Source organism: Sphingopyxis sp. P8 (genome assembly GCF_020622175.1).
GTDB classification, from domain to species: Bacteria; Pseudomonadota; Alphaproteobacteria; order Sphingomonadales; family Sphingomonadaceae; genus Sphingopyxis; species Sphingopyxis jiangsuensis.
On sequence record NZ_JACNMK010000001.1, the window covers coordinates 222,777 to 239,288 of the forward strand.

A 16,512-nucleotide genomic window follows, 5' to 3' on the forward strand; every position below is an offset into this window, starting at 1 on the left:
CTAGAGCGAATAGCCTCCGTCGGCGGTCAGCACGGCGCCGGTAATGCTCGCGGCATCGTCCGACAGCAGAAAGGCGATCTGGCGCGCGGTTTCGTCGGCGCTCGCCCAGCGGCCGAGCGGCGTGGCTTCGCGCGCCATCGCCGCGAGCGCGGCGTCGCGGCTCCCCAGCTCTCTCACCATATCGGCGAAGAAGTCCGCGCCGTCCCACATCGGCGTGTCGACGCCGCCGGGCGCGATGGCGTTGACGCGGATGCCGTGCGGTGCGCCTTCCTTGGCGGCGACGCGGGCGAGCTGGATCACGCCAGCCTTGGAGGCGCCATAGGCGGCGGTCCCCGCCTCGGCCTTGATCCCCGAGATGGACGCCGTAACCACAATCGCCCCGCCGCGCCCGTGCGCGATCATCGCGCGCATCGCTGCGCGTATCGTCAGCATCGCGCCGTCCAGGTTGACGCTCTGCGTCCGGCGCCAGTCGGCAAGGTCGATATCGACAATTGGCGTGCCGCTCGAAACGCCCGCGTTGACGATAGCGAAATCGATGTCGGCAAGCTGCGGCGCCAACGCGTCCCACATCGCGGGATCGGTCACGTCGCGGCCTTCGGCGCGATCGACGCCGGTGATGCGTGCGCCCTCTGCGGCGAGCAATTTTGCGGTTGCCGCGCCGATGCCCGAGGCATGGCCCGTTACGAGCGCGTGGCGGCCGGAGAATCGATTGCTCATTGCGGCGGTTTAAGCGGAGGGCGCGGCCAAGTCGACGCTGCTTCGGATCAGGCGGCGGTGTCGATTCCGAGGTCGCTCAACTTGCGGTAAAGCGTCGAACGGCCGATGCCGAGGCGGCGGGCGACTTCGCTCATGCGGCCGCGATAATGGCCGATGGCAAGACGGATGACATCGGCCTCGATCTCCTCGAGCGGACGCAGATTGCCGTCGGGGAGGTAGAGCGTCACGCCGATCGCTTCGCCGTTGATCGCGATATTGCCTTCGCTCGCAGGGACGGTGCCGCCGCTGAGTGCCGCGTCGATGGCGCCGAAGTCGGCGCTGGTCAGCACATCGGTCTTGCTGGCGACCGCTGCGCGAAACAGCACATCCTGCAACTGGCGGACATTGCCCGGCCAGGCGTAGGAGGCGAGGAGGCGCAGCGCGTCGTCGGTGACGCCGATTGATCCCATTCCCGGCAAGCCGCCGATGCGATCGATCAGGTGCCGCGCCAGCGGGCCGACGTCGCCGCGGCGTTCGCTGAGCGAGGGCAGGGTGAACTGCGCCGCGGTGAGCGCATAATAAAGATCTTCGCGGAAATGCCCCGCCTCGATCAGCTTGTCGAGCGGGCTGGCACTCGTCGAGATGATGCGAACATCGACGGTCTGGCGGATGGTGCCGCCGATCATCTGCACCTCGCCGCTGTTCAGAAATTCGACGAGCTTGGCCTGCGTTTCGAGCGGGATGCATTCGACATGATCGATGATGATGCTGCCGCCGTCGGCCTGGACGAGCCGCCCGATCTGGCGGTCGAAGGCGCCCGGAAAGGCGCCGCGCTCATGCCCGAACAGCCCCGATCCGATAAGGCCGGGGGAGACTGCGGAACAATCGACCATGACGAGGGCGCCGCGCGACCGCGGGCTTGCCGCGTGGATCGCGCGTGCGAACACTTCCTTGCCGGTGCCGGGCTTGCCCTTGATCATCACCGGAACGCGCGCGCGCGCCGCCTTGGCGGCGATGGCGAGCGCGCTGCGGAAATTGGGGCTCGACCCGATGATCTCTTCGAACCCCAGCGGAGCGCGGAGCTTTTCGGTAAGCGGACGAAGTTCGCCCTGCGGACCGCTGCTGTTCACAATCCGGTCGAGCGCGCCGAGCAGGCGGTCGGGGGCGATGGGTTTCTGGACAAAGTCGGTCGCACCGGCGCGCATGGCCGCAACCGCGACCTCGACCCCGTTGCGCATCGTGATCACGACGAGCGGCAGCGCGGGGCGCCAGCTCCGCAGTTGCGAGACGAATTCGGCGATCTCGACGCCGGGTGTGCCCTGATCGACGAGCACGGCGTCGAGCCCCATGCCTTCCTGCGTGCCGAGCTTGGCCAGCGCGGTGTCGGTGTCGCCTGCAACGATGCTGCGCCAGCCGCCGCGCGACACGAGCGCGGACAGAAAGCGCTGTTGTGCCGGCTCGCTGTCGACAATCATTACCGTTCGCGTGTCGCGCGTGCTCGCCATCGTTCCCGTTCTGCCCTCTCGTCGGCCTGGTCCTGCCGGAATTGCGCTATGGCCGCCGACCATAGGACCGATGGGTAAAGGGGCGATTAAGGGCGAAGCTCATTTGGCTGCAGCGAAATCCGGCGGGGGCGCAACTTTGTTGCCAGCCAAGCCAATCGCGCTATTGAGCGCGCGGGTTTGCATGGCTAAGACCGGCGCGAAACGCGATTCTGGGGCGCGCGCATCGCGACCCGGTCGACAGCCGAAGGGGATGAAGGCAATGGCGGAACAGGAAATGAAGGCAGCGAACGAAACCTATTCGGGTTTCATCAGCCTGCTGAAAGTCGGCTCGATCATCACGATCGTCACGACGGTGGTCGTCGTCCTGCTCATCGCTTCCTGAGCGGCCGGCGATATGCGCATTGCCGTTCTGAAAGAACTCGCCGCCGGCGAGACGCGCGTTGCTGCGACTCCCGAAACCGTCAAGAAATTCATCGGCCTGGGCGCCGAACTTGCCGTCGAAACGGGGGCGGGCGTGCAGGCGTCGATTTCCGATTCCGACTATAGCGCAGCCGGGGCAAAGGTCGGCAGTCGCGCCGATGTCCTGAAAGGCGCGAATATCATCCTCGGCATCCAGGGACCCGACCCGAAGGATCTGAGCGGCTTTGCCGACGGCGCTTGGCTCGCCGCCGGTCTCAACCCCTTTGGCGAACGTGCGCGCGTTGACGAATATGCCAGGCTCGGGATCGAGGCGCTCGCAATGGAGTTCATGCCGCGCATCACGCGTGCGCAATCGATGGATATATTGTCGAGCCAGGCCAATCTTGCGGGTTACAAGGCGGTGCTCCTGGCAGCCAACGCCTATGGCCGCGCTTTCCCGATGATGATGACCGCAGCGGGCACCGTCAGTGCAGCGAGGGCGTTCATCATGGGCGTCGGCGTCGCCGGGCTTCAGGCCATCGCGACCGCGCGCCGCCTCGGCGCTCAGGTTAGCGCGACTGACGTGCGCTCTGCGACCAAGGAACAGATCATCAGCCTCGGCGCCAAGCCGATCTTTGTGGAAAGCGTCGCGGGGATCGAAGGCGAGGGCGCCGGTGGCTATGCCACGGAAATGTCAGAAGAATACCAGAAAGCACAGGCTGAACTGGTATCCGCGCACATCGCCAAGCAAGATATCGTCATCACGACCGCATTGATCCCGGGACGACCCGCGCCGCGGCTGATCTCGGACGCGCAGCTGGCGACGATGCGCACCGGTAGCGTCATCGTCGACATGGCTGCCGAAAGCGGCGGGAACGTCGAAGGATCGGTGTCCGGGGAGACGAAGCGGATCCACGGCGTGACGGTAATCGGCGCGAAAAATATCGCGGCGTTGATGCCCGCCGACACGAGCGCGCTGTTCAGCCGCAACCTGTTCAACTTCCTTTCCGCCTTTTGGGACAAGGAAGCGGGCAGGCCGATTCTCGATGAGGAAATCGGGAACGCTGTGCGGCTCACCCAGGGTGGAAAAGTGGTCCACGACCGCTTGGTTGGACAGAATTAATCGAAAAAATGGCCGATTTCGGCCTTTTCATGCGCGGTTCATCGGTTATGATGTAGGCGGGGTCTGAATACCCATCCTATCAATTACCGGAGAATGTTTGATGTTGCGTGCGAAGTTTTTCGCTGTTCCCCTGATTGCCTTTTCGATGGCTGCCACTCCGTCGGCGGCGCTCGCCAGCTCGGCTGCAGCTGATGCCGAGTCCACTGTAGCCGAAGCCGAAGCTGCGGCGGAAGCCATGGTGGAGAGCTGGAATATCGTCCAGAACGCAACCAAGTCGCCCGAACATAACACGCTCGCCAAAGCCATCGTCGCTGCGGACCTGACCCAGACGCTGAGCGCGCCCGGACCCTTCACTCTGTTCGCCCCCACCGACCAGGCCTTTGCCGCGGTGCCGCCGATGACGAACTATCTGATGAACCCGGTCAACAAGCCTGCGCTCGCACAGGTGCTTACCTATCACGTCGTGCCCGGCAAGATTACGGCCGAAGAGCTTTATGCCAAGATCGAAGCCGGCGGTGGCAAGGCGACGCTGACCACCGTCGAAGGTCAGACGCTGACCTTCACCGAGGTGCAGGGGAATATCAAGGTCGACGGCACACAGGGCAGCACGGGCTATGTCACGCAGCCCGACGTCGACCAGTCGAATGGCATCATTCATGTGGTGAACGGCCTCCTGCTTCCCGAGCTGAAGCCTGTGAAGCCGGAACCCGTTGCGGCGGCGCCGGCAGAGGCCGCTGCGCCCGCCACCGAGGCGGCTCCGGCTTCGGCCGATGAGCCGGCCGCCGCGTCCTGATTTCGCGGAGCGTCCGAATGATGAATTGCAATATGCTGGTCGCCCTTGCGGCGGCCAGCATTTGTCTTGCCGGTTGTTCGGACAAACCGGCCTCCGGCGAATCCGATCCCGAGACGTCCGAAAGCCTGAACGTCGGAGTCGATAAATCTGTTGTCGATTCCGGCAAGATGGCGGCTTCAAACTCGATTGCCGAAAATATCGCGGGATCGCCCAACCACAAGATGTTGCACGGGACGCTGCAGGCCGCGGGGCTTGTCGAGCGGCTCGGCGGCGACGGCGAATATACGGTGTTCGCGCCGACCGACGCAGCCTTTGTGCAAATTCCGCCCGTTACGCGCGAGGGGTGGATGCTGCCGGCCCAAAAGCAAGTGTTGCACGCGATACTGAACCATCACGTCGTGCCCGGAAGGATCGATTCGGCCGAACTGGAGCGGCTGGTCGACGCCGGCGACGGGGCGGCAATACTGAAAACGCTGGACGGGCGCGACCTTTGGATTCGCCGTTCGGGCGCCAGCTATATCCTGACAAGCGGTAGCGGGAACAAGGCCGTCATTACCGAGGCTGACCTCGCGCAGAAAAATGGTGTTGTCCACATAGTCGACGCCGTGCTCATTCCGGCTACATGAGCCGCCCGGTCGACTCCGCGAAATAAAATTACACGAACGGCCCGCATTTTTCGCCTTGAGAAATGCGGGTCGCTACGTTTTCGACCGCTTAGGAGTCGACAGGTCGCGCCGAGCGCGGCAATAGGTTCGCCAAAGCGGAATCAACAGGGGAGCGCCGCGTGGATTTCATCGCCATTTTCTCGATTTTCGTGCTGGCATGTTTTGTCGGCTATTTCGTCGTCTGGTCGGTCACCCCGGCGCTGCACACGCCGCTGATGAGCGTGACCAATGCGATTTCGTCGGTGATTATCGTCGGCGCGCTGATTGCCAGCGCAGCCGCGGGATCGCCGGTGTCGAAATGGCTCGGCCTTGCCGCGGTCGTCATGGCCAGCGTCAACATCTTCGGCGGCTTCGCCGTGACCGAGCGCATGCTGGCGATGTACAAAAAGAAAGAGCGCTAAAATTCTGAAATCAATCGTCACCCCGGCGCAGGCCGGGGTCTCAACTTCGCGGCTCGACGCAGCGGTGAGATCCCGGCCTTCGCCCGGATGACGTCAGGGGGAATAATTTTCACCATGCACGAACTTGCACCGATCAATCCGTGGGTAGCGCTGGCCTATCTGGTCGCGGGGATCTGCTTCATTCTTGCGCTGCGCGGCCTGTCGTCGCCGGCCTCGTCGCGCCGCGGCAACCGTTTCGGCATGGCGGGCATGGCGATTGCCGTCGTCACGACGCTGCTGACGCACGAACTAGCCAACCCGGTCGAGGTTCTGGGCGCAATCGCGGTCGGCGGCGTCATCGGGCTCGTCATGGCACGGCGCATCGCGATGACCGCTATGCCGCAGCTCGTCGCGGCCTTCCACAGCCTCGTGGGTCTTGCCGCGGTCGCGGTTGCGGCGGCGGCGTATTTGAATCCGCTCGCGTTCGGCATCGCTGATCCGTCGGGGCAGATTTTCACCGTCAGCCGGATCGAAATGGGGCTTGGCATTGCGATCGGTGCGATCACCTTTTCGGGGTCGGTCATCGCCTTCCTGAAACTCAACGGCAATATGTCGGGTGCGCCGATCATCCTGCCTCTGCGCCACCTGATCAACCTGGGTACGCTGGCAGCAATTCTTGGATTGATTGCCTATTTCACGCTCGACCAGTCGCCGTGGGTGTTCTGGACGGTTACGGCGCTCAGCTTTGCCATCGGCTTCCTGCTGATCATTCCCATCGGCGGCGCCGACATGCCGGTCGTCGTGTCGATGCTCAACAGCTATTCGGGATGGGCCGCGGCGGCGATGGGCTTCACGCTCGGCAACACCGCGATGATCATCACCGGCGCACTCGTCGGGGCATCGGGCGCCATTCTGTCGTACATCATGTGCCGCGCGATGAATCGCAGCTTCGTCAGCGTGATTGCGGGCGGCTTTGGGGCCGATACCTCGGCGGCCGCCGGCGGCGCCAAGGAACAGCGCCCGTGGAAACCCGGCAGCGCCGACGACGCGGCTTTCCTGATGAGCCAGGCCGATACGGTCATTATCGTTCCCGGCTACGGGATGGCCGTCGCCCAGGCGCAGCATGCGCTTCGCGAAATGGGCGACCTGCTGAAAGCCGAAGGTGTGACGGTCAAATATGCGATTCATCCGGTCGCGGGGCGTATGCCTGGCCATATGAACGTCCTGCTTGCCGAGGCCAGCGTTCCTTATGACGAAGTGTTCGAGCTTGAAGATATCAACAACGAGTTCGCACAATGCGACGTCGCCTTTGTCATCGGTGCCAACGACGTGACCAACCCGGCGGCAAAGACCGACAAGACCTCGCCAATCTATGGCATGCCGGTGCTCGACGTCGAAAAGGCCAAAACGGTCCTGTTCGTGAAGCGTTCGATGGGCGGCGTCGGCTACGCCGGGGTCGACAATGATGTCTTCTACATGGATCAGACGATGATGCTGCTGGGCGATGCCAAGAAGATGACCGACGACATCGTCAAGGCACTGGGCAGCGGCGGGCACTAGACAAGAATCGTCGCCCCTGCGAAGGCAGGGGCCGCTGACAAGCGTTTGCCCCTGCGGTCGCGTCCAGAGCCACTGGCCTCTGAACGCCCTTCGCGGGGGCGACGTGTTTTCGGATCAAGGGGCCTATGCGGAAAATCGGTTTGATCGGGGGAATAAGCTGGGCTTCGACCGAGCTTTATTACCGGCATCTCAACAAGGGTGTGCAGAAGCGGCTCGGCACCGCCTGCTCGGCGCCGATCCTGATGGAGAGCCTGAACTATTGCGACCTGTCGCGGCTGTCGTCGCCGGAGCAATGGGCGCATGCGAAGGAAGTGATGGTCGAAACGGCGAAGCGCCTGGAAGGCGGCGGCGCCACCGCGCTGATGATCGCCGCCAATTCGATGCACAAGGTCGCGGACGAGGTGTCCGCGGCGATTTCGATCCCGCTGATTCACATCGTCGACGAAACGGGCAAGGCAATGAAGGCCGACCGCGTCAAGGCGGCGGCGGTCATCGGCACGCACAATGTGATGACCGAATCCTGGTTCCGCCAGCGCCTCGTCCGCCACGGGCTGATGCTCGCCCCCTATGACGCATCACGGGCGACGGCGATCGACCGCATCATCTATGACGAGTTGATGCAGGGCAAGGTCAGCGAAGCATCGCGGCGCGAGATGCGCACCTTCATCACCGACATCGCCAAACAGGATATTCAGGCAATCATCCTCGCCTCGACCGAATTGGTGATGCTCGTCGATCCCGATGCCAACATCCTGCCGATCTATGACACGACGCGCATCCATGTCGCGGCGGGTATCGACTGGATTCTCGGCGACGCCCCCTGACCCCATCCCGATTTAACTACAGTGATGTCAGCAAGGCTTGGCAAGCGCCATGTCTTGCCGCATGCTGCTGAAAAATTGGGGAGAGAGACATGCGAGTCCGCCACGCTGCATATATTGCGCTGCCTGTCGCTGCCATATTGCTGGGGCTCAGCCCCGCCGCCGCCAAGACGATCCGCGTCGAGCCAGGCGGCGTCGATGCCAACGAGAAATTGCAGGAAGCGCTCATCCTTGCCGAGCCTGGCGATGTCGTCGAACTCGCCCCCGGCCGCTGGACGCTGACCGACGGGCTGTCTCTCGATGTTGCGAACGTCACGCTGCGCGGTGCGGGAATCGACGACCAGAATGGCTCGATCCTCGATTTTTCAGGACAGCAGGGGGCGGGCGAGGGGCTGCTCGTCACCTCGGACGATGTGTTCCTGACCGATTTTGCCGTGCTCAACACCAAGGGCGACGGCATCAAGTCGAAGGGCGCCGACCGCATCGTCTATCACCAGCTGCGCGTCGAATGGACCGCCGGGCCCAAGGAAACCAACGGCGCCTATGGCATCTATCCCGTCGAAAGCACCGATGTGCTGGTCAACCGCGTTGTCGTGCGCGGGGCGTCGGATGCGGGAATCTATGTCGGCCAGTCGAAAAATATCGTAGTGCGCGATTCGATTGCGACCGAGAATGTCGCGGGGATCGAGATAGAGAACAGCTACGACGCCGACGTGCACGACAATATCGCGACGAAGAATACCGGCGGCATCCTGGTGTTCGACCTGCCGAGCCTGCCGATGCAGGGCGGGCATAATGTTCGCGTCTTCGACAATATCGTCAGCGACAACAATACGCCCAATTTCGCGCCCAAGGGCAATATCGTGGCGAGCGTGCCGGCAGGGACCGGCGTTCTGGTGATGGCGAACCGCAATGTCGAGATTTCGGGCAATATCTTTGACGAAAATGGCACCGCCAATGTGATGATCGTCGGCTATCGCTACGAGCATAAGGACCCGAAGTATCAGCCGCTGCCCAAGGCCATCGTCGTCGCCGACAATCTTCACGGCCGCGCGGGCTATGCCCCCGCCTTTCCGGGCGGCGCCGAGATTGCGGCGGCGCTGGGCGGATCGATTCCGCCGGTGCTGTGGGACGGCGCGGGCGATGCGGTGGTCAACGATGCGGTCGGCGTGCTGTCGCTGAACCTGCCCGACGTATCGATGCCGCAAAGCGATGCGAAGCCGTCGCCCGCCGACCTGAGCGGCGACGCGCCCGCCGCGCTCCCCGGCGTGCGCCTGCCCGAAAGCATGGAAGCGCGCATCCGATGAAGCTCGGCGCCGCAGCCTTTGCCGCGGCGCTCGTCTGTGCGGGCGGGGCGATGGCGCTGCCGCCGCCGTCGCCGAACCAGACGGTGATCGAGGATGCGGCGATGCCGCGCAAATTGTCCGAATTCGGCTTGTTCCGCGCCGGCGGCGCAGAACTGTCCGATGGGGTGCTGCCCTATGACCTCCATACCCCGCTGTTCAGCGACTATGCCGACAAGGCGCGCGGGATATGGATGCCGCCCGGCGCAAAGGCGACGGTCGATGCCGACGGCAATGTCCGGTTTCCGGTGGGAACGGTGCTGATCAAAAGCTTTGGCTGGGCCGATGCCAATGACGGCAAGCCGGTCGAGACGCGGCTGCTGATCCATCGCAGCGACGGCTGGACCGCGCTCCCTTATGTCTGGGACGCCGACGGGCGCGATGCGACGCTGGCGATCGGCGGACGGCGTATCCCGGTGAGCTTTGCCGAACCCGACGGGACGACGCGCAGCATCAGCTATGCGGTGCCGAACAAGAATCAGTGCAAGGAATGCCACGCGCTGGACGGCGCGATTGCGCCGATCGGGCCGAAACTGCGGAACATCCGGTTCGGCGCAGCCTATCGCACCAATGCCGCGGGGCGGATCGAGGGGCTGTCGCGCCAAGTGGCGGCGCTTCCCGCGTGGGACAATCCCGCGAGCGGCAGCGTTGCCGAGCGGGCGCGCGTCTATCTCGACGTCAATTGCGCGCATTGCCACAATCCGAAGGGGAGCGCGTCGAACAGCGGGCTGTTCCTGCGCTGGACCGACGACCCTGACGGCGTGAATTACGGGATCGAGAAGCGACCGACCGCGGCGGGACGCGGGAGCGGCGGCATGGATTTCGCGGTTGCGCCGGGGCATCCCGAGGCAAGCTTCCTCATCTATCGTCTCGAAAGCCTCGATCCCGGAATCGCGATGCCCGAGGTCGGGCGCGCGACGGTGCACAAGGAGGGCGCGGCGCTGCTGCGGCAGTGGATCGCGGGGATGGAGACGCGAAGCGCGCATTGACCATCGCCGGGGTTGAACGATTGCCGACACCTCCATATGCGTGATCCCGGCGAAGGCCGGGATATCATCGCCGCGACCTGATGCACCGTCGAGATCCCGGCGTTCGCCGGGATGACGCTGAAAGGCAGTTCCAATGACGTCGCTCGTCCTCCACGATTATTTCCGTTCCTCGGCGAGCTATCGCGTCCGCATCGCGCTCAACCTCAAGGGGCTTGCCTATGAGCGCGTCGAGGTCAGCCTGATCGCGGGGGAGCAGAAGAGCGACGCCTATCTCGAGCAGAACGCCCAAGGCTTCGTGCCGATGCTCGTCGCCGATGGCGAGCCGATCATCCAGAGCCTGGCGATCATCGACTGGCTCGACCGCGCCCATCCCGAACCGCGGCTGATCCCCGACGAACCGATGCCGCGCGCCGTCGCGCTCGCGCAGGCCTATGTCGTCGCGTGCGACATCCACCCGCTCAATAATCTGCGCATCCTCAAATATCTGACCAAGGACCTTGGCCTCAACGAGCAGACCAAGGACCGCTGGATTCACGAATGGATTCTGCAGGGGTTCGACGCGCTCGAGGCGATGGCGGGCGAGGGGACCTATCTGGGCGGCGATGCGCCGGGGATCGCCGATGCGTGCCTTGTCCCGCAAATGTATAATGCGCGGCGCTTCGACGTGCCGCTCGACGCCTATCCGCGGCTCGTCGCGATCGACGCGGCGTGCATGGACCTGGAGCCGTTCCAGAAGGCGCACCCCGACGCGGTCAAGTCGGCGTGATCCGCCTGTTGACGGGCGGCGCGCTGCTGGCGCTGCCGGCAGCGGCGATGGCGCAGCCACCGCTTCAGGAGGGGGCGGTCCAAGAGCAGATCATTTTCTGGCATGTTCGCCGCCCCGCGCAGGAAATTGTCGTTACAGGGTCGGGATCGCTTACGCCATCGAACGGGGATGCCGCCCAATCCATCGCTGTGCTCCAGAATGTCGAACGCGGGCTTGGCGCGCGGATCGAGAACCGGCTGCGCGATGAGGCGGGGATCGTCCAGTTTCGGCGTTCGGACGGGCGAAGCGCGCATCCGACGAGCCAGGGGGTGACGCTGCGCGGGCTGGGGGGCAATGCCTCCAGCCGCGCGCTCGTGACATTGGATGGCGTGCCGCAGGCGGACCCTTTCGGCGGGTGGGTTGCGTGGAGCGCCTATGACGCGATCAACCACGGGGGAATCATCGTCGCGCGCGGCGGTGGCAGCGGCGCCGATGGCCCCGGAGCGCTCGCCGGGACGATCGGGCTCCATTCGACGATGGCGGACGGCGTGAGCGGCAGCGCCGCCTATGGCAGCCGCGACGGCTGGGATGCGTCGCTCTCGGCGGGCGGCCCGATCGGTGCGGGCGAGGTGGCTTTCGATGCGCGCTACAGCCGCGGCGACGGGTTCGTGCCGGTCGTCGCGGGGCAGCGCGGCGCTGCCGACCGGGCGGCGCCCTATGAACAGGGCGGCGCGGGCCTCCGGCTGCGCTTCGATGCGGGCGACGACAGCCGCGTCGAGGCGAGCGTGCGCGGTTTTGCCGACCGCCGCGACCGCGGCGTCGATTTCAGCGCGAGCCGGATCGACGGCGTCGATGCGAGCGTGCGTGTCCTGCACGAGCCGACGGACGCGGCGCAATGGTCGGCGCTCGCCTATGTCCAACTGCGCGATTTCGAGACGGGTTTTGCGAGCGTTGCCGCCGGCCGAAACAGCGTCGCCCCCGCGCTGATGCAGCGGATTCCCGCGACGGGTATCGGCGCGCGCGTCGAGTTGCGTCCGCTGGTTGCCGACAATCACCCACTGCGGATCGGGGCCGACTGGCGCCGGACGGTCGGACGCACCGAGGAAGATTATTTCTTCACAGGCCTCGTCCCCGGGCGGCACCGCAGCGCGGGCGGGAGCAGCGATGTCGTCGGCGCCTTTGCCGAATGGACTTCGGGCAGCGCGGGCGAGGGCGTGCTGCTGACCGCGAGCGGTCGCGTCGACCGCTGGTCGATCGGCGAGGGTTTCCGCCGCGAAACCAATATCGGCGGCGCGCCGATCAGCGACGCGCGCTTTGCACCGCGCAACGGTTGGGAAGCGAGCGGGCGGATCGGGCTGCGCTGGACGTCGGATGCCGTATCGCTGCGCGCGGCGGGCTTTCGTGGATGGCGCCTGCCGACGCTCAACGAGCTGTACCGCCCCTTTCGCGTCGGTCCCGATGCGACCGCCGCGAACGAGGCGCTGAAGCCCGAGCGGCTTTGGGGCGGCGAGATTGGCGCGGATTGGCAGAGCGGCGGAACCAAGCTGTCGGCCACACTCTTCGCAAACCGGCTGGACAATGCCATCGCCAATGTCACGCTGGGCTTCGGCCCGGGCAATTTTCCGGGGGTCGGCTTTGTCGCACCGGGCGCAAGCTATAGCCAGCGGCAGAATCTCGACGCAATCGACGCGAAGGGCGTCGAAGTCGCGGCCGAGCAGCGGGTCGGACCGGTTATCGCGCGCGCGACCTGGGGCTATACCGATGCAAAGGTCGACGCGTCGGGCGTCGCCGCGGCGCTCGACGGCCAGCGGCCCGCGCAAATCGCGAAACATGGCGCGAGCCTGTCGCTGCGCAGCGACGACGCGGGGCCGGTGGGCGGCTTTGCGACGCTGCGCTATATCGGCAAGCAGAATGAGGACGATCTGGGGTTGCTCGTTCTGCGCGACGCGCTGACGCTCGATGCCGGTCTGTCGTTCGCGCTGAGCGATGCATTCCGCGTCGAGGCGCGCGGCGAGAATCTGTTCGACGAACTGGTGCCTGCAAGCATCTCGTCGGCGGGCGTCATCGAGCGGGCGACGCCGCGAACGCTATGGATCGGGGCGCGGTTCGACTTCTGAGGCTTCACACGCCCGAATCAGGCGATAGGATGTCAGCGCCGGGGATGGCGACAGGGGGACTGAAGACGGATGGCCGCGAAGAAACTGAATCTCGATAATTTCCTGCCCTATCGCCTGTCGGTTGCGTCCAACGCGCTGTCCGAACGCATCGCCACCGAATATCAGAACCGCTTTGGCCTGAAGATACCCGAATGGCGGCTGATGGCGGTGCTTGGCGAAGGGCAGCCCAAGACGCAGCGCGAGCTGGTCGAAGCGACACGGATGGACAAGGTGACGGTCAATCGCGCCGCCAAGGCGCTCGCCGACCGCAAGCTGATTGCGCGGCAGGCGCATGAAACCGACGCACGCTCGCATCATCTTGATCTGACCGAGACGGGACGGTCGCTCTATGACGCGATCGTGCCCGCCGCGCTGGCGAGCGAGACGCAGCTCGAATCGAACATCACCGCCGACGAGCGCGCGGCCCTGATGGCGATTTTGCAGAAGCTGACCGCTGCCGCCGAAGATTATGGCTGATCCCTTGTATCGCGCGGCGCCGCCTGCTGCGCTGCGCGTCGAGCCACTGGGCGAATTGACGCTGATTTTCGACCGCCGCTCGATGCAGACGCATGTCGTCGCGCCGCCGATCCCACAGATATTGGATGCGATGGGCGACGACATTTGCAGTGCGGCAGTGATTGCCGAGCGCCTGTCGGTCGCTTTCGACATCGGGCGAGCGGGCGACGCCGCGTCGATCATCGCCGAGCGGCTCGACGAACTCGCCGCGCTCGGCCTGGTCGCCGCCGCATGAGATATGCGACGCGGATCGCCGTCGGCCCGGTCCAGTTCCGCATCGGCAGCGACTGGCGCGCGCCGATTGCCGCGATCGAGCGGCTTTATGCGGGCTATCCGCGCGACGATGCGCGCCCCGCAGACGCGACGGTGCGGTTGTTTGCGGCACGGCCGTGGCGGCGCTGGCTGCGGCCCTCGGTTCATATCGGCGGCGACTTCACCGTTCCCGACGCGCTGCCGCTCCCGCTTTCGATGGGGTTGCTCGCCGCCGAAATGGGGATGAATTTGCAGATCGCGCTGGGGTGGCGGCGGCATTTGCTGCTCCACGCGAGCGCGGTCGCGCGCGATGGCCGTGCGCTCGTCATGTCGGGCGAGTCGGGGTCGGGTAAATCGACGCTCGCCGCGCTGCTCGGCGAGGAGGGATGGCGGCTGATGGGCGACGAGTTCACGCTCGTCGATCCGGCGAACGGCGACGCGCTCGCCTTTCCGCGCGCGGTCAGCCTGAAGAATGCGGCGATCGGCGAGGTGGCGGAGCGCGTCGCGCCCGAACGGCTCGGCCCGCTGCTGGCGCGTACGCCGAAGGGCGATATCCGCCACCTGATCCCGCGCGCCGAAGCGATTGCGGCGATGCACGAACCTGCGCGGCCCGCGCTGATCCTTTTCCCGCGCTTTGGCGGTGAGGCGGCGGTCGAGCCGATGGGCGAGGGCGAGGCGTTTGTCCGGTTGACCGAGGCGTCGACCAACTATGTCGCATTGGGCGAAGCGGGCTTCGCCACGCTTGCGCGGCTGGTGCGCGAGACGCCGGCTTTTGCCGTCAGCTATCCGGACAGCGCGTCGGGCCGTGCGCTTGTCGAGGGGCTTTGGGCGGAGGCGGTGCGATGAACGCGGCCCATACGCTCGTCGACCTGCTCGCCGGGCGGCGCGATGCAGCGACGCTGGGGCGCGGCGAATGGGACGGCGTCATCAGCGCTGCGCGCGCCGAAGCGATGCTTGCGACGCTCGCGCATCGGCTGGCCGATGCGACGGTGCCGCCTGCGGTCGCCGCGCTGTTTTCCGACCAGCGCGCCGCCGCCGCGACCGCGCAGCTACAGGCGCTGTGGGAGGCGGAAATGGCACGGCGCGCGCTCGCACCACGGGGGATCGAATTCGTGCTGCTGAAGGGCACGGCCTATGCCGCGGCGGGACTGTCGTGCAGCGAAGGGCGGCAGATCGGCGACCTCGACATCCTCGTCATCGCGCCCGACGTGCGGCGCGCCGAAAATGTCCTTCTGAATGCGGGTTGGGAATGGGTGAAGTCCGACCCCTATGACGATCATTATTACCGCGAATATATGCACGAGCTGCCGCCGCTCATCCACAAGACGCGTGACCGGATGATCGACGTACACCACACGATCCTGCCGCGCACCCACCGGATTACGCCCGATGCGCTCGCGATGGTAAGCGATGCGGTGCGGAGCCATGATGGCTTTGCCGTGCTGAGCCCCGTCGATATGGCGTGCCATTGCGCCGCGCACCTGATCGCCGACGGCGACCTGCAAGGCGGCCTCCGCAATCTTTGGGATTTTCATTGCCTGACGCGCGATTTCGCGGCGGCGGACGCGCATTTCTGGGGCAAGCTCGATGGCCGCGCCGAACTGCACGGGCTGCGCGCGACCGTCCACCGCGCGGCGCGGCTCGCGCGCGACATTTACGGAGCGGAGCTGCCACCGGGCTGGGACCGGCACGTTACCGGCGACGGATGGTTCCGTCGCCGTCTGCTCGCGCGCGACGATTGGGGGCGGTCGCGCAACTGGCTGCTCCAGCAGGCCTTTTATCTTCGCTCGCACTGGCTGCGGATGCCGCCCGCAATGCTCGCGCGGCATTTGTGGACCAAGTGGCGGAAGCGTTAGAGGCGGGCAAGAAGCGGGACGAGTTCGTCGAAATGGCCGATGATATGGTCCGCCCCCAGATCCTCGACCGGTTGATGGAGAAAGCCGAAGGACACCGCGACGCTGGTCGCCCCGGCAGCGCGCGCCGCCATGACGTCATAGATGGAATCGCCGACAAAGGCTGCCCGTCCGCCACCGCTGCGCTCGATCATCGCACGGATCGGTTCGGGCGACGGCTTGGCAAGGCCGGGGAGCGTGTCGCCGCCGACGATCGCCGCCATACGGTCGGCCAGCCCGAGCGCTTCGAGCAGGCGACGGGCGAGATGTTCGAGCTTGTTGGTCATCACTGCGGTGCGGACTCCGAGTGCGTCGAGCCGGTCGAGCGCAGCGACCAGACCGGGGAAGGGGCGACTGTGCACGGCGATATGCGCCTCATAATAAGCGAGCAGTGCGTCATAGAGGTGACGGGCGCCGCCGTCGGGAATGCCGCCGGTTGCGACCAGCCCCTGTTCGAGCAGATGCGCGGTGCCGAGGCCGATCATCGGCCGAACCTGCGACTCGGCAAGCGGCTCGCGCCCTGCGAGGGCGAGCGCGTGGTTGAGCGCGGCGGTGATGTCGCCCGCTGTGTCGACGAGCGTGCCGTCGAGATCGAAGCCGACGATGCGAAAGGGAAAATCGTGCATGGCGCTCCGCATGGCGCGCGGCTCTGGAAACCGCAATGATTTGCTGGCATG

At 65.5% G+C, this 16,512-nt stretch carries 18 protein-coding genes; 15 read left to right on the top strand and 3 right to left on the bottom strand.

Going from position 1 to position 16,512, the window contains the following annotated elements; genetic code table 11:
• Together H7692_RS01040 and H7692_RS01045 are read right to left on the bottom strand one after the other, a co-directional pair.
• Nucleotides 1-717, bottom strand: a complete 717-nt coding sequence (locus H7692_RS01040; protein ID WP_222136220.1) for an SDR family NAD(P)-dependent oxidoreductase — start codon at nt 715-717, stop codon at nt 1-3.
• A gap of 47 nt (nt 718-764) precedes the next feature.
• Nucleotides 765-2,201, bottom strand: coding sequence for a sigma-54-dependent transcriptional regulator (locus H7692_RS01045; RefSeq protein WP_201925085.1), 1,437 nt, complete (start codon nt 2,199-2,201; stop codon nt 765-767).
• A gap of 259 nt (nt 2,202-2,460) precedes the next feature.
• Here H7692_RS01045 and H7692_RS01050 point away from each other — a divergent pair, with 259 nt between their 5' ends.
• The 15 genes from H7692_RS01050 (at nt 2,461) to H7692_RS01120 (ending at nt 15,799) form a co-directional block, all read left to right on the top strand.
• Nucleotides 2,461-2,583 (top strand): aa3-type cytochrome c oxidase subunit IV, encoded by a 123-nt coding sequence (locus tag H7692_RS01050; RefSeq protein WP_201925087.1) that lies wholly within the window; start codon nt 2,461-2,463, stop codon nt 2,581-2,583.
• A 12-nt stretch (nt 2,584-2,595) separates the two neighbouring features.
• Nucleotides 2,596-3,723 (top strand): NAD(P) transhydrogenase subunit alpha, encoded by a 1,128-nt coding sequence (locus H7692_RS01055; RefSeq protein WP_201925089.1) that lies wholly within the window; start codon nt 2,596-2,598, stop codon nt 3,721-3,723.
• A gap of 145 nt (nt 3,724-3,868) precedes the next feature.
• Complete coding sequence (locus H7692_RS01060) at nt 3,869-4,516, top strand: fasciclin domain-containing protein (protein ID WP_227339641.1); 648 nt, start codon at nt 3,869-3,871, stop codon at nt 4,514-4,516.
• A 167-nt stretch (nt 4,517-4,683) separates the two neighbouring features.
• Complete coding sequence (locus tag H7692_RS01065) at nt 4,684-5,142, top strand: fasciclin domain-containing protein (protein WP_222136218.1); 459 nt, start codon at nt 4,684-4,686, stop codon at nt 5,140-5,142.
• A gap of 158 nt (nt 5,143-5,300) precedes the next feature.
• Nucleotides 5,301-5,582 (top strand): NAD(P) transhydrogenase subunit alpha, encoded by a 282-nt coding sequence (locus tag H7692_RS01070; protein WP_201925095.1) that lies wholly within the window; start codon nt 5,301-5,303, stop codon nt 5,580-5,582.
• A 114-nt stretch (nt 5,583-5,696) separates the two neighbouring features.
• Nucleotides 5,697-7,121, top strand: coding sequence for an NAD(P)(+) transhydrogenase (Re/Si-specific) subunit beta (locus H7692_RS01075; protein ID WP_227339642.1), 1,425 nt, complete (start codon nt 5,697-5,699; stop codon nt 7,119-7,121).
• A gap of 125 nt (nt 7,122-7,246) precedes the next feature.
• Nucleotides 7,247-7,945 (top strand): aspartate/glutamate racemase family protein, encoded by a 699-nt coding sequence (locus H7692_RS01080; RefSeq protein ID WP_201925099.1) that lies wholly within the window; start codon nt 7,247-7,249, stop codon nt 7,943-7,945.
• An 89-nt stretch (nt 7,946-8,034) separates the two neighbouring features.
• On the top strand, nt 8,035-9,249 hold the full coding sequence (locus tag H7692_RS01085; protein ID WP_222136216.1) for a parallel beta-helix domain-containing protein: 1,215 nt from the start codon (nt 8,035-8,037) through the stop codon (nt 9,247-9,249).
• Entirely contained in the window at nt 9,246-10,274 is a 1,029-nt protein-coding gene (locus H7692_RS01090) for an SO2930 family diheme c-type cytochrome (RefSeq protein ID WP_227339643.1), read from the top strand. Before H7692_RS01085 ends, H7692_RS01090 begins: the two co-directional genes overlap by 4 nt.
• A gap of 133 nt (nt 10,275-10,407) precedes the next feature.
• The gene (maiA, locus tag H7692_RS01095; RefSeq protein WP_222136214.1) at nt 10,408-11,040 is read left to right on the top strand and encodes a maleylacetoacetate isomerase; all 633 of its coding nucleotides are present in this window, start codon (nt 10,408-10,410) and stop codon (nt 11,038-11,040) included.
• Nucleotides 11,037-13,136: a TonB-dependent receptor gene (locus H7692_RS01100; protein ID WP_222136213.1), complete on the top strand. Its 2,100-nt coding sequence runs from the start codon at nt 11,037-11,039 to the stop codon at nt 13,134-13,136. The genes maiA and H7692_RS01100 overlap by 4 nt, the downstream gene beginning before the upstream one ends.
• Nucleotides 13,137-13,205: 69 nt before the next feature.
• A complete protein-coding gene (locus H7692_RS01105) occupies nt 13,206-13,652 on the top strand; it encodes a MarR family winged helix-turn-helix transcriptional regulator (RefSeq protein WP_222136212.1) in 447 nt (148 codons plus the stop codon).
• On the top strand, nt 13,645-13,926 hold the full coding sequence (locus tag H7692_RS01110; RefSeq protein ID WP_222136211.1) for an HPr-rel-A system PqqD family peptide chaperone: 282 nt from the start codon (nt 13,645-13,647) through the stop codon (nt 13,924-13,926). The genes H7692_RS01105 and H7692_RS01110 overlap by 8 nt, the downstream gene beginning before the upstream one ends.
• The gene (locus H7692_RS01115; protein WP_222136210.1) at nt 13,923-14,789 is read left to right on the top strand and encodes an HprK-related kinase A; all 867 of its coding nucleotides are present in this window, start codon (nt 13,923-13,925) and stop codon (nt 14,787-14,789) included. Before H7692_RS01110 ends, H7692_RS01115 begins: the two co-directional genes overlap by 4 nt.
• Nucleotides 14,786-15,799 (top strand): nucleotidyltransferase family protein, encoded by a 1,014-nt coding sequence (locus H7692_RS01120; protein WP_222136209.1) that lies wholly within the window; start codon nt 14,786-14,788, stop codon nt 15,797-15,799. The genes H7692_RS01115 and H7692_RS01120 overlap by 4 nt, the downstream gene beginning before the upstream one ends.
• Here H7692_RS01120 and H7692_RS01125 read toward each other — a convergent pair.
• A complete protein-coding gene (locus H7692_RS01125; RefSeq protein WP_222136208.1) occupies nt 15,796-16,461 on the bottom strand; it encodes an HAD-IA family hydrolase in 666 nt (221 codons plus the stop codon). The two genes, H7692_RS01120 and H7692_RS01125, sit on opposite strands and share 4 nt — an antisense overlap.
• Nucleotides 16,462-16,512: the final 51 nt, after the last annotated feature.

Excerpts from the sequence above, each read along its gene's own strand:
- H7692_RS01040 (WP_222136220.1), bottom strand. The coding sequence starts at position 717 with ATGAGCAATCGATTCTCCGGCCGCCACGCGCTCGTAACGGGCCATGCC.
- H7692_RS01045 (WP_201925085.1), bottom strand. The coding sequence starts at position 2,201 with ATGGCGAGCACGCGCGACACGCGAACGGTAATGATTGTCGACAGCGAG.
- H7692_RS01050 (WP_201925087.1), top strand. The coding sequence starts at position 2,461 with ATGGCGGAACAGGAAATGAAGGCAGCGAACGAAACCTATTCGGGTTTC.
- H7692_RS01055 (WP_201925089.1), top strand. The coding sequence starts at position 2,596 with ATGCGCATTGCCGTTCTGAAAGAACTCGCCGCCGGCGAGACGCGCGTT.
- H7692_RS01060 (WP_227339641.1), top strand. The coding sequence starts at position 3,869 with ATGGCTGCCACTCCGTCGGCGGCGCTCGCCAGCTCGGCTGCAGCTGAT.
- H7692_RS01065 (WP_222136218.1), top strand. The coding sequence starts at position 4,684 with ATGGCGGCTTCAAACTCGATTGCCGAAAATATCGCGGGATCGCCCAAC.
- H7692_RS01075 (WP_227339642.1), top strand. The coding sequence starts at position 5,697 with ATGCACGAACTTGCACCGATCAATCCGTGGGTAGCGCTGGCCTATCTG.
- H7692_RS01080 (WP_201925099.1), top strand. The coding sequence starts at position 7,247 with ATGCGGAAAATCGGTTTGATCGGGGGAATAAGCTGGGCTTCGACCGAG.
- H7692_RS01085 (WP_222136216.1), top strand. The coding sequence starts at position 8,035 with ATGCGAGTCCGCCACGCTGCATATATTGCGCTGCCTGTCGCTGCCATA.
- H7692_RS01090 (WP_227339643.1), top strand. The coding sequence starts at position 9,246 with ATGAAGCTCGGCGCCGCAGCCTTTGCCGCGGCGCTCGTCTGTGCGGGC.
- maiA (WP_222136214.1), top strand. The coding sequence starts at position 10,408 with ATGACGTCGCTCGTCCTCCACGATTATTTCCGTTCCTCGGCGAGCTAT.
- H7692_RS01105 (WP_222136212.1), top strand. The coding sequence starts at position 13,206 with ATGGCCGCGAAGAAACTGAATCTCGATAATTTCCTGCCCTATCGCCTG.
- H7692_RS01110 (WP_222136211.1), top strand. The coding sequence starts at position 13,645 with ATGGCTGATCCCTTGTATCGCGCGGCGCCGCCTGCTGCGCTGCGCGTC.
- H7692_RS01115 (WP_222136210.1), top strand. The coding sequence starts at position 13,923 with ATGAGATATGCGACGCGGATCGCCGTCGGCCCGGTCCAGTTCCGCATC.
- H7692_RS01120 (WP_222136209.1), top strand. The coding sequence starts at position 14,786 with ATGAACGCGGCCCATACGCTCGTCGACCTGCTCGCCGGGCGGCGCGAT.
- H7692_RS01125 (WP_222136208.1), bottom strand. The coding sequence starts at position 16,461 with ATGCACGATTTTCCCTTTCGCATCGTCGGCTTCGATCTCGACGGCACG.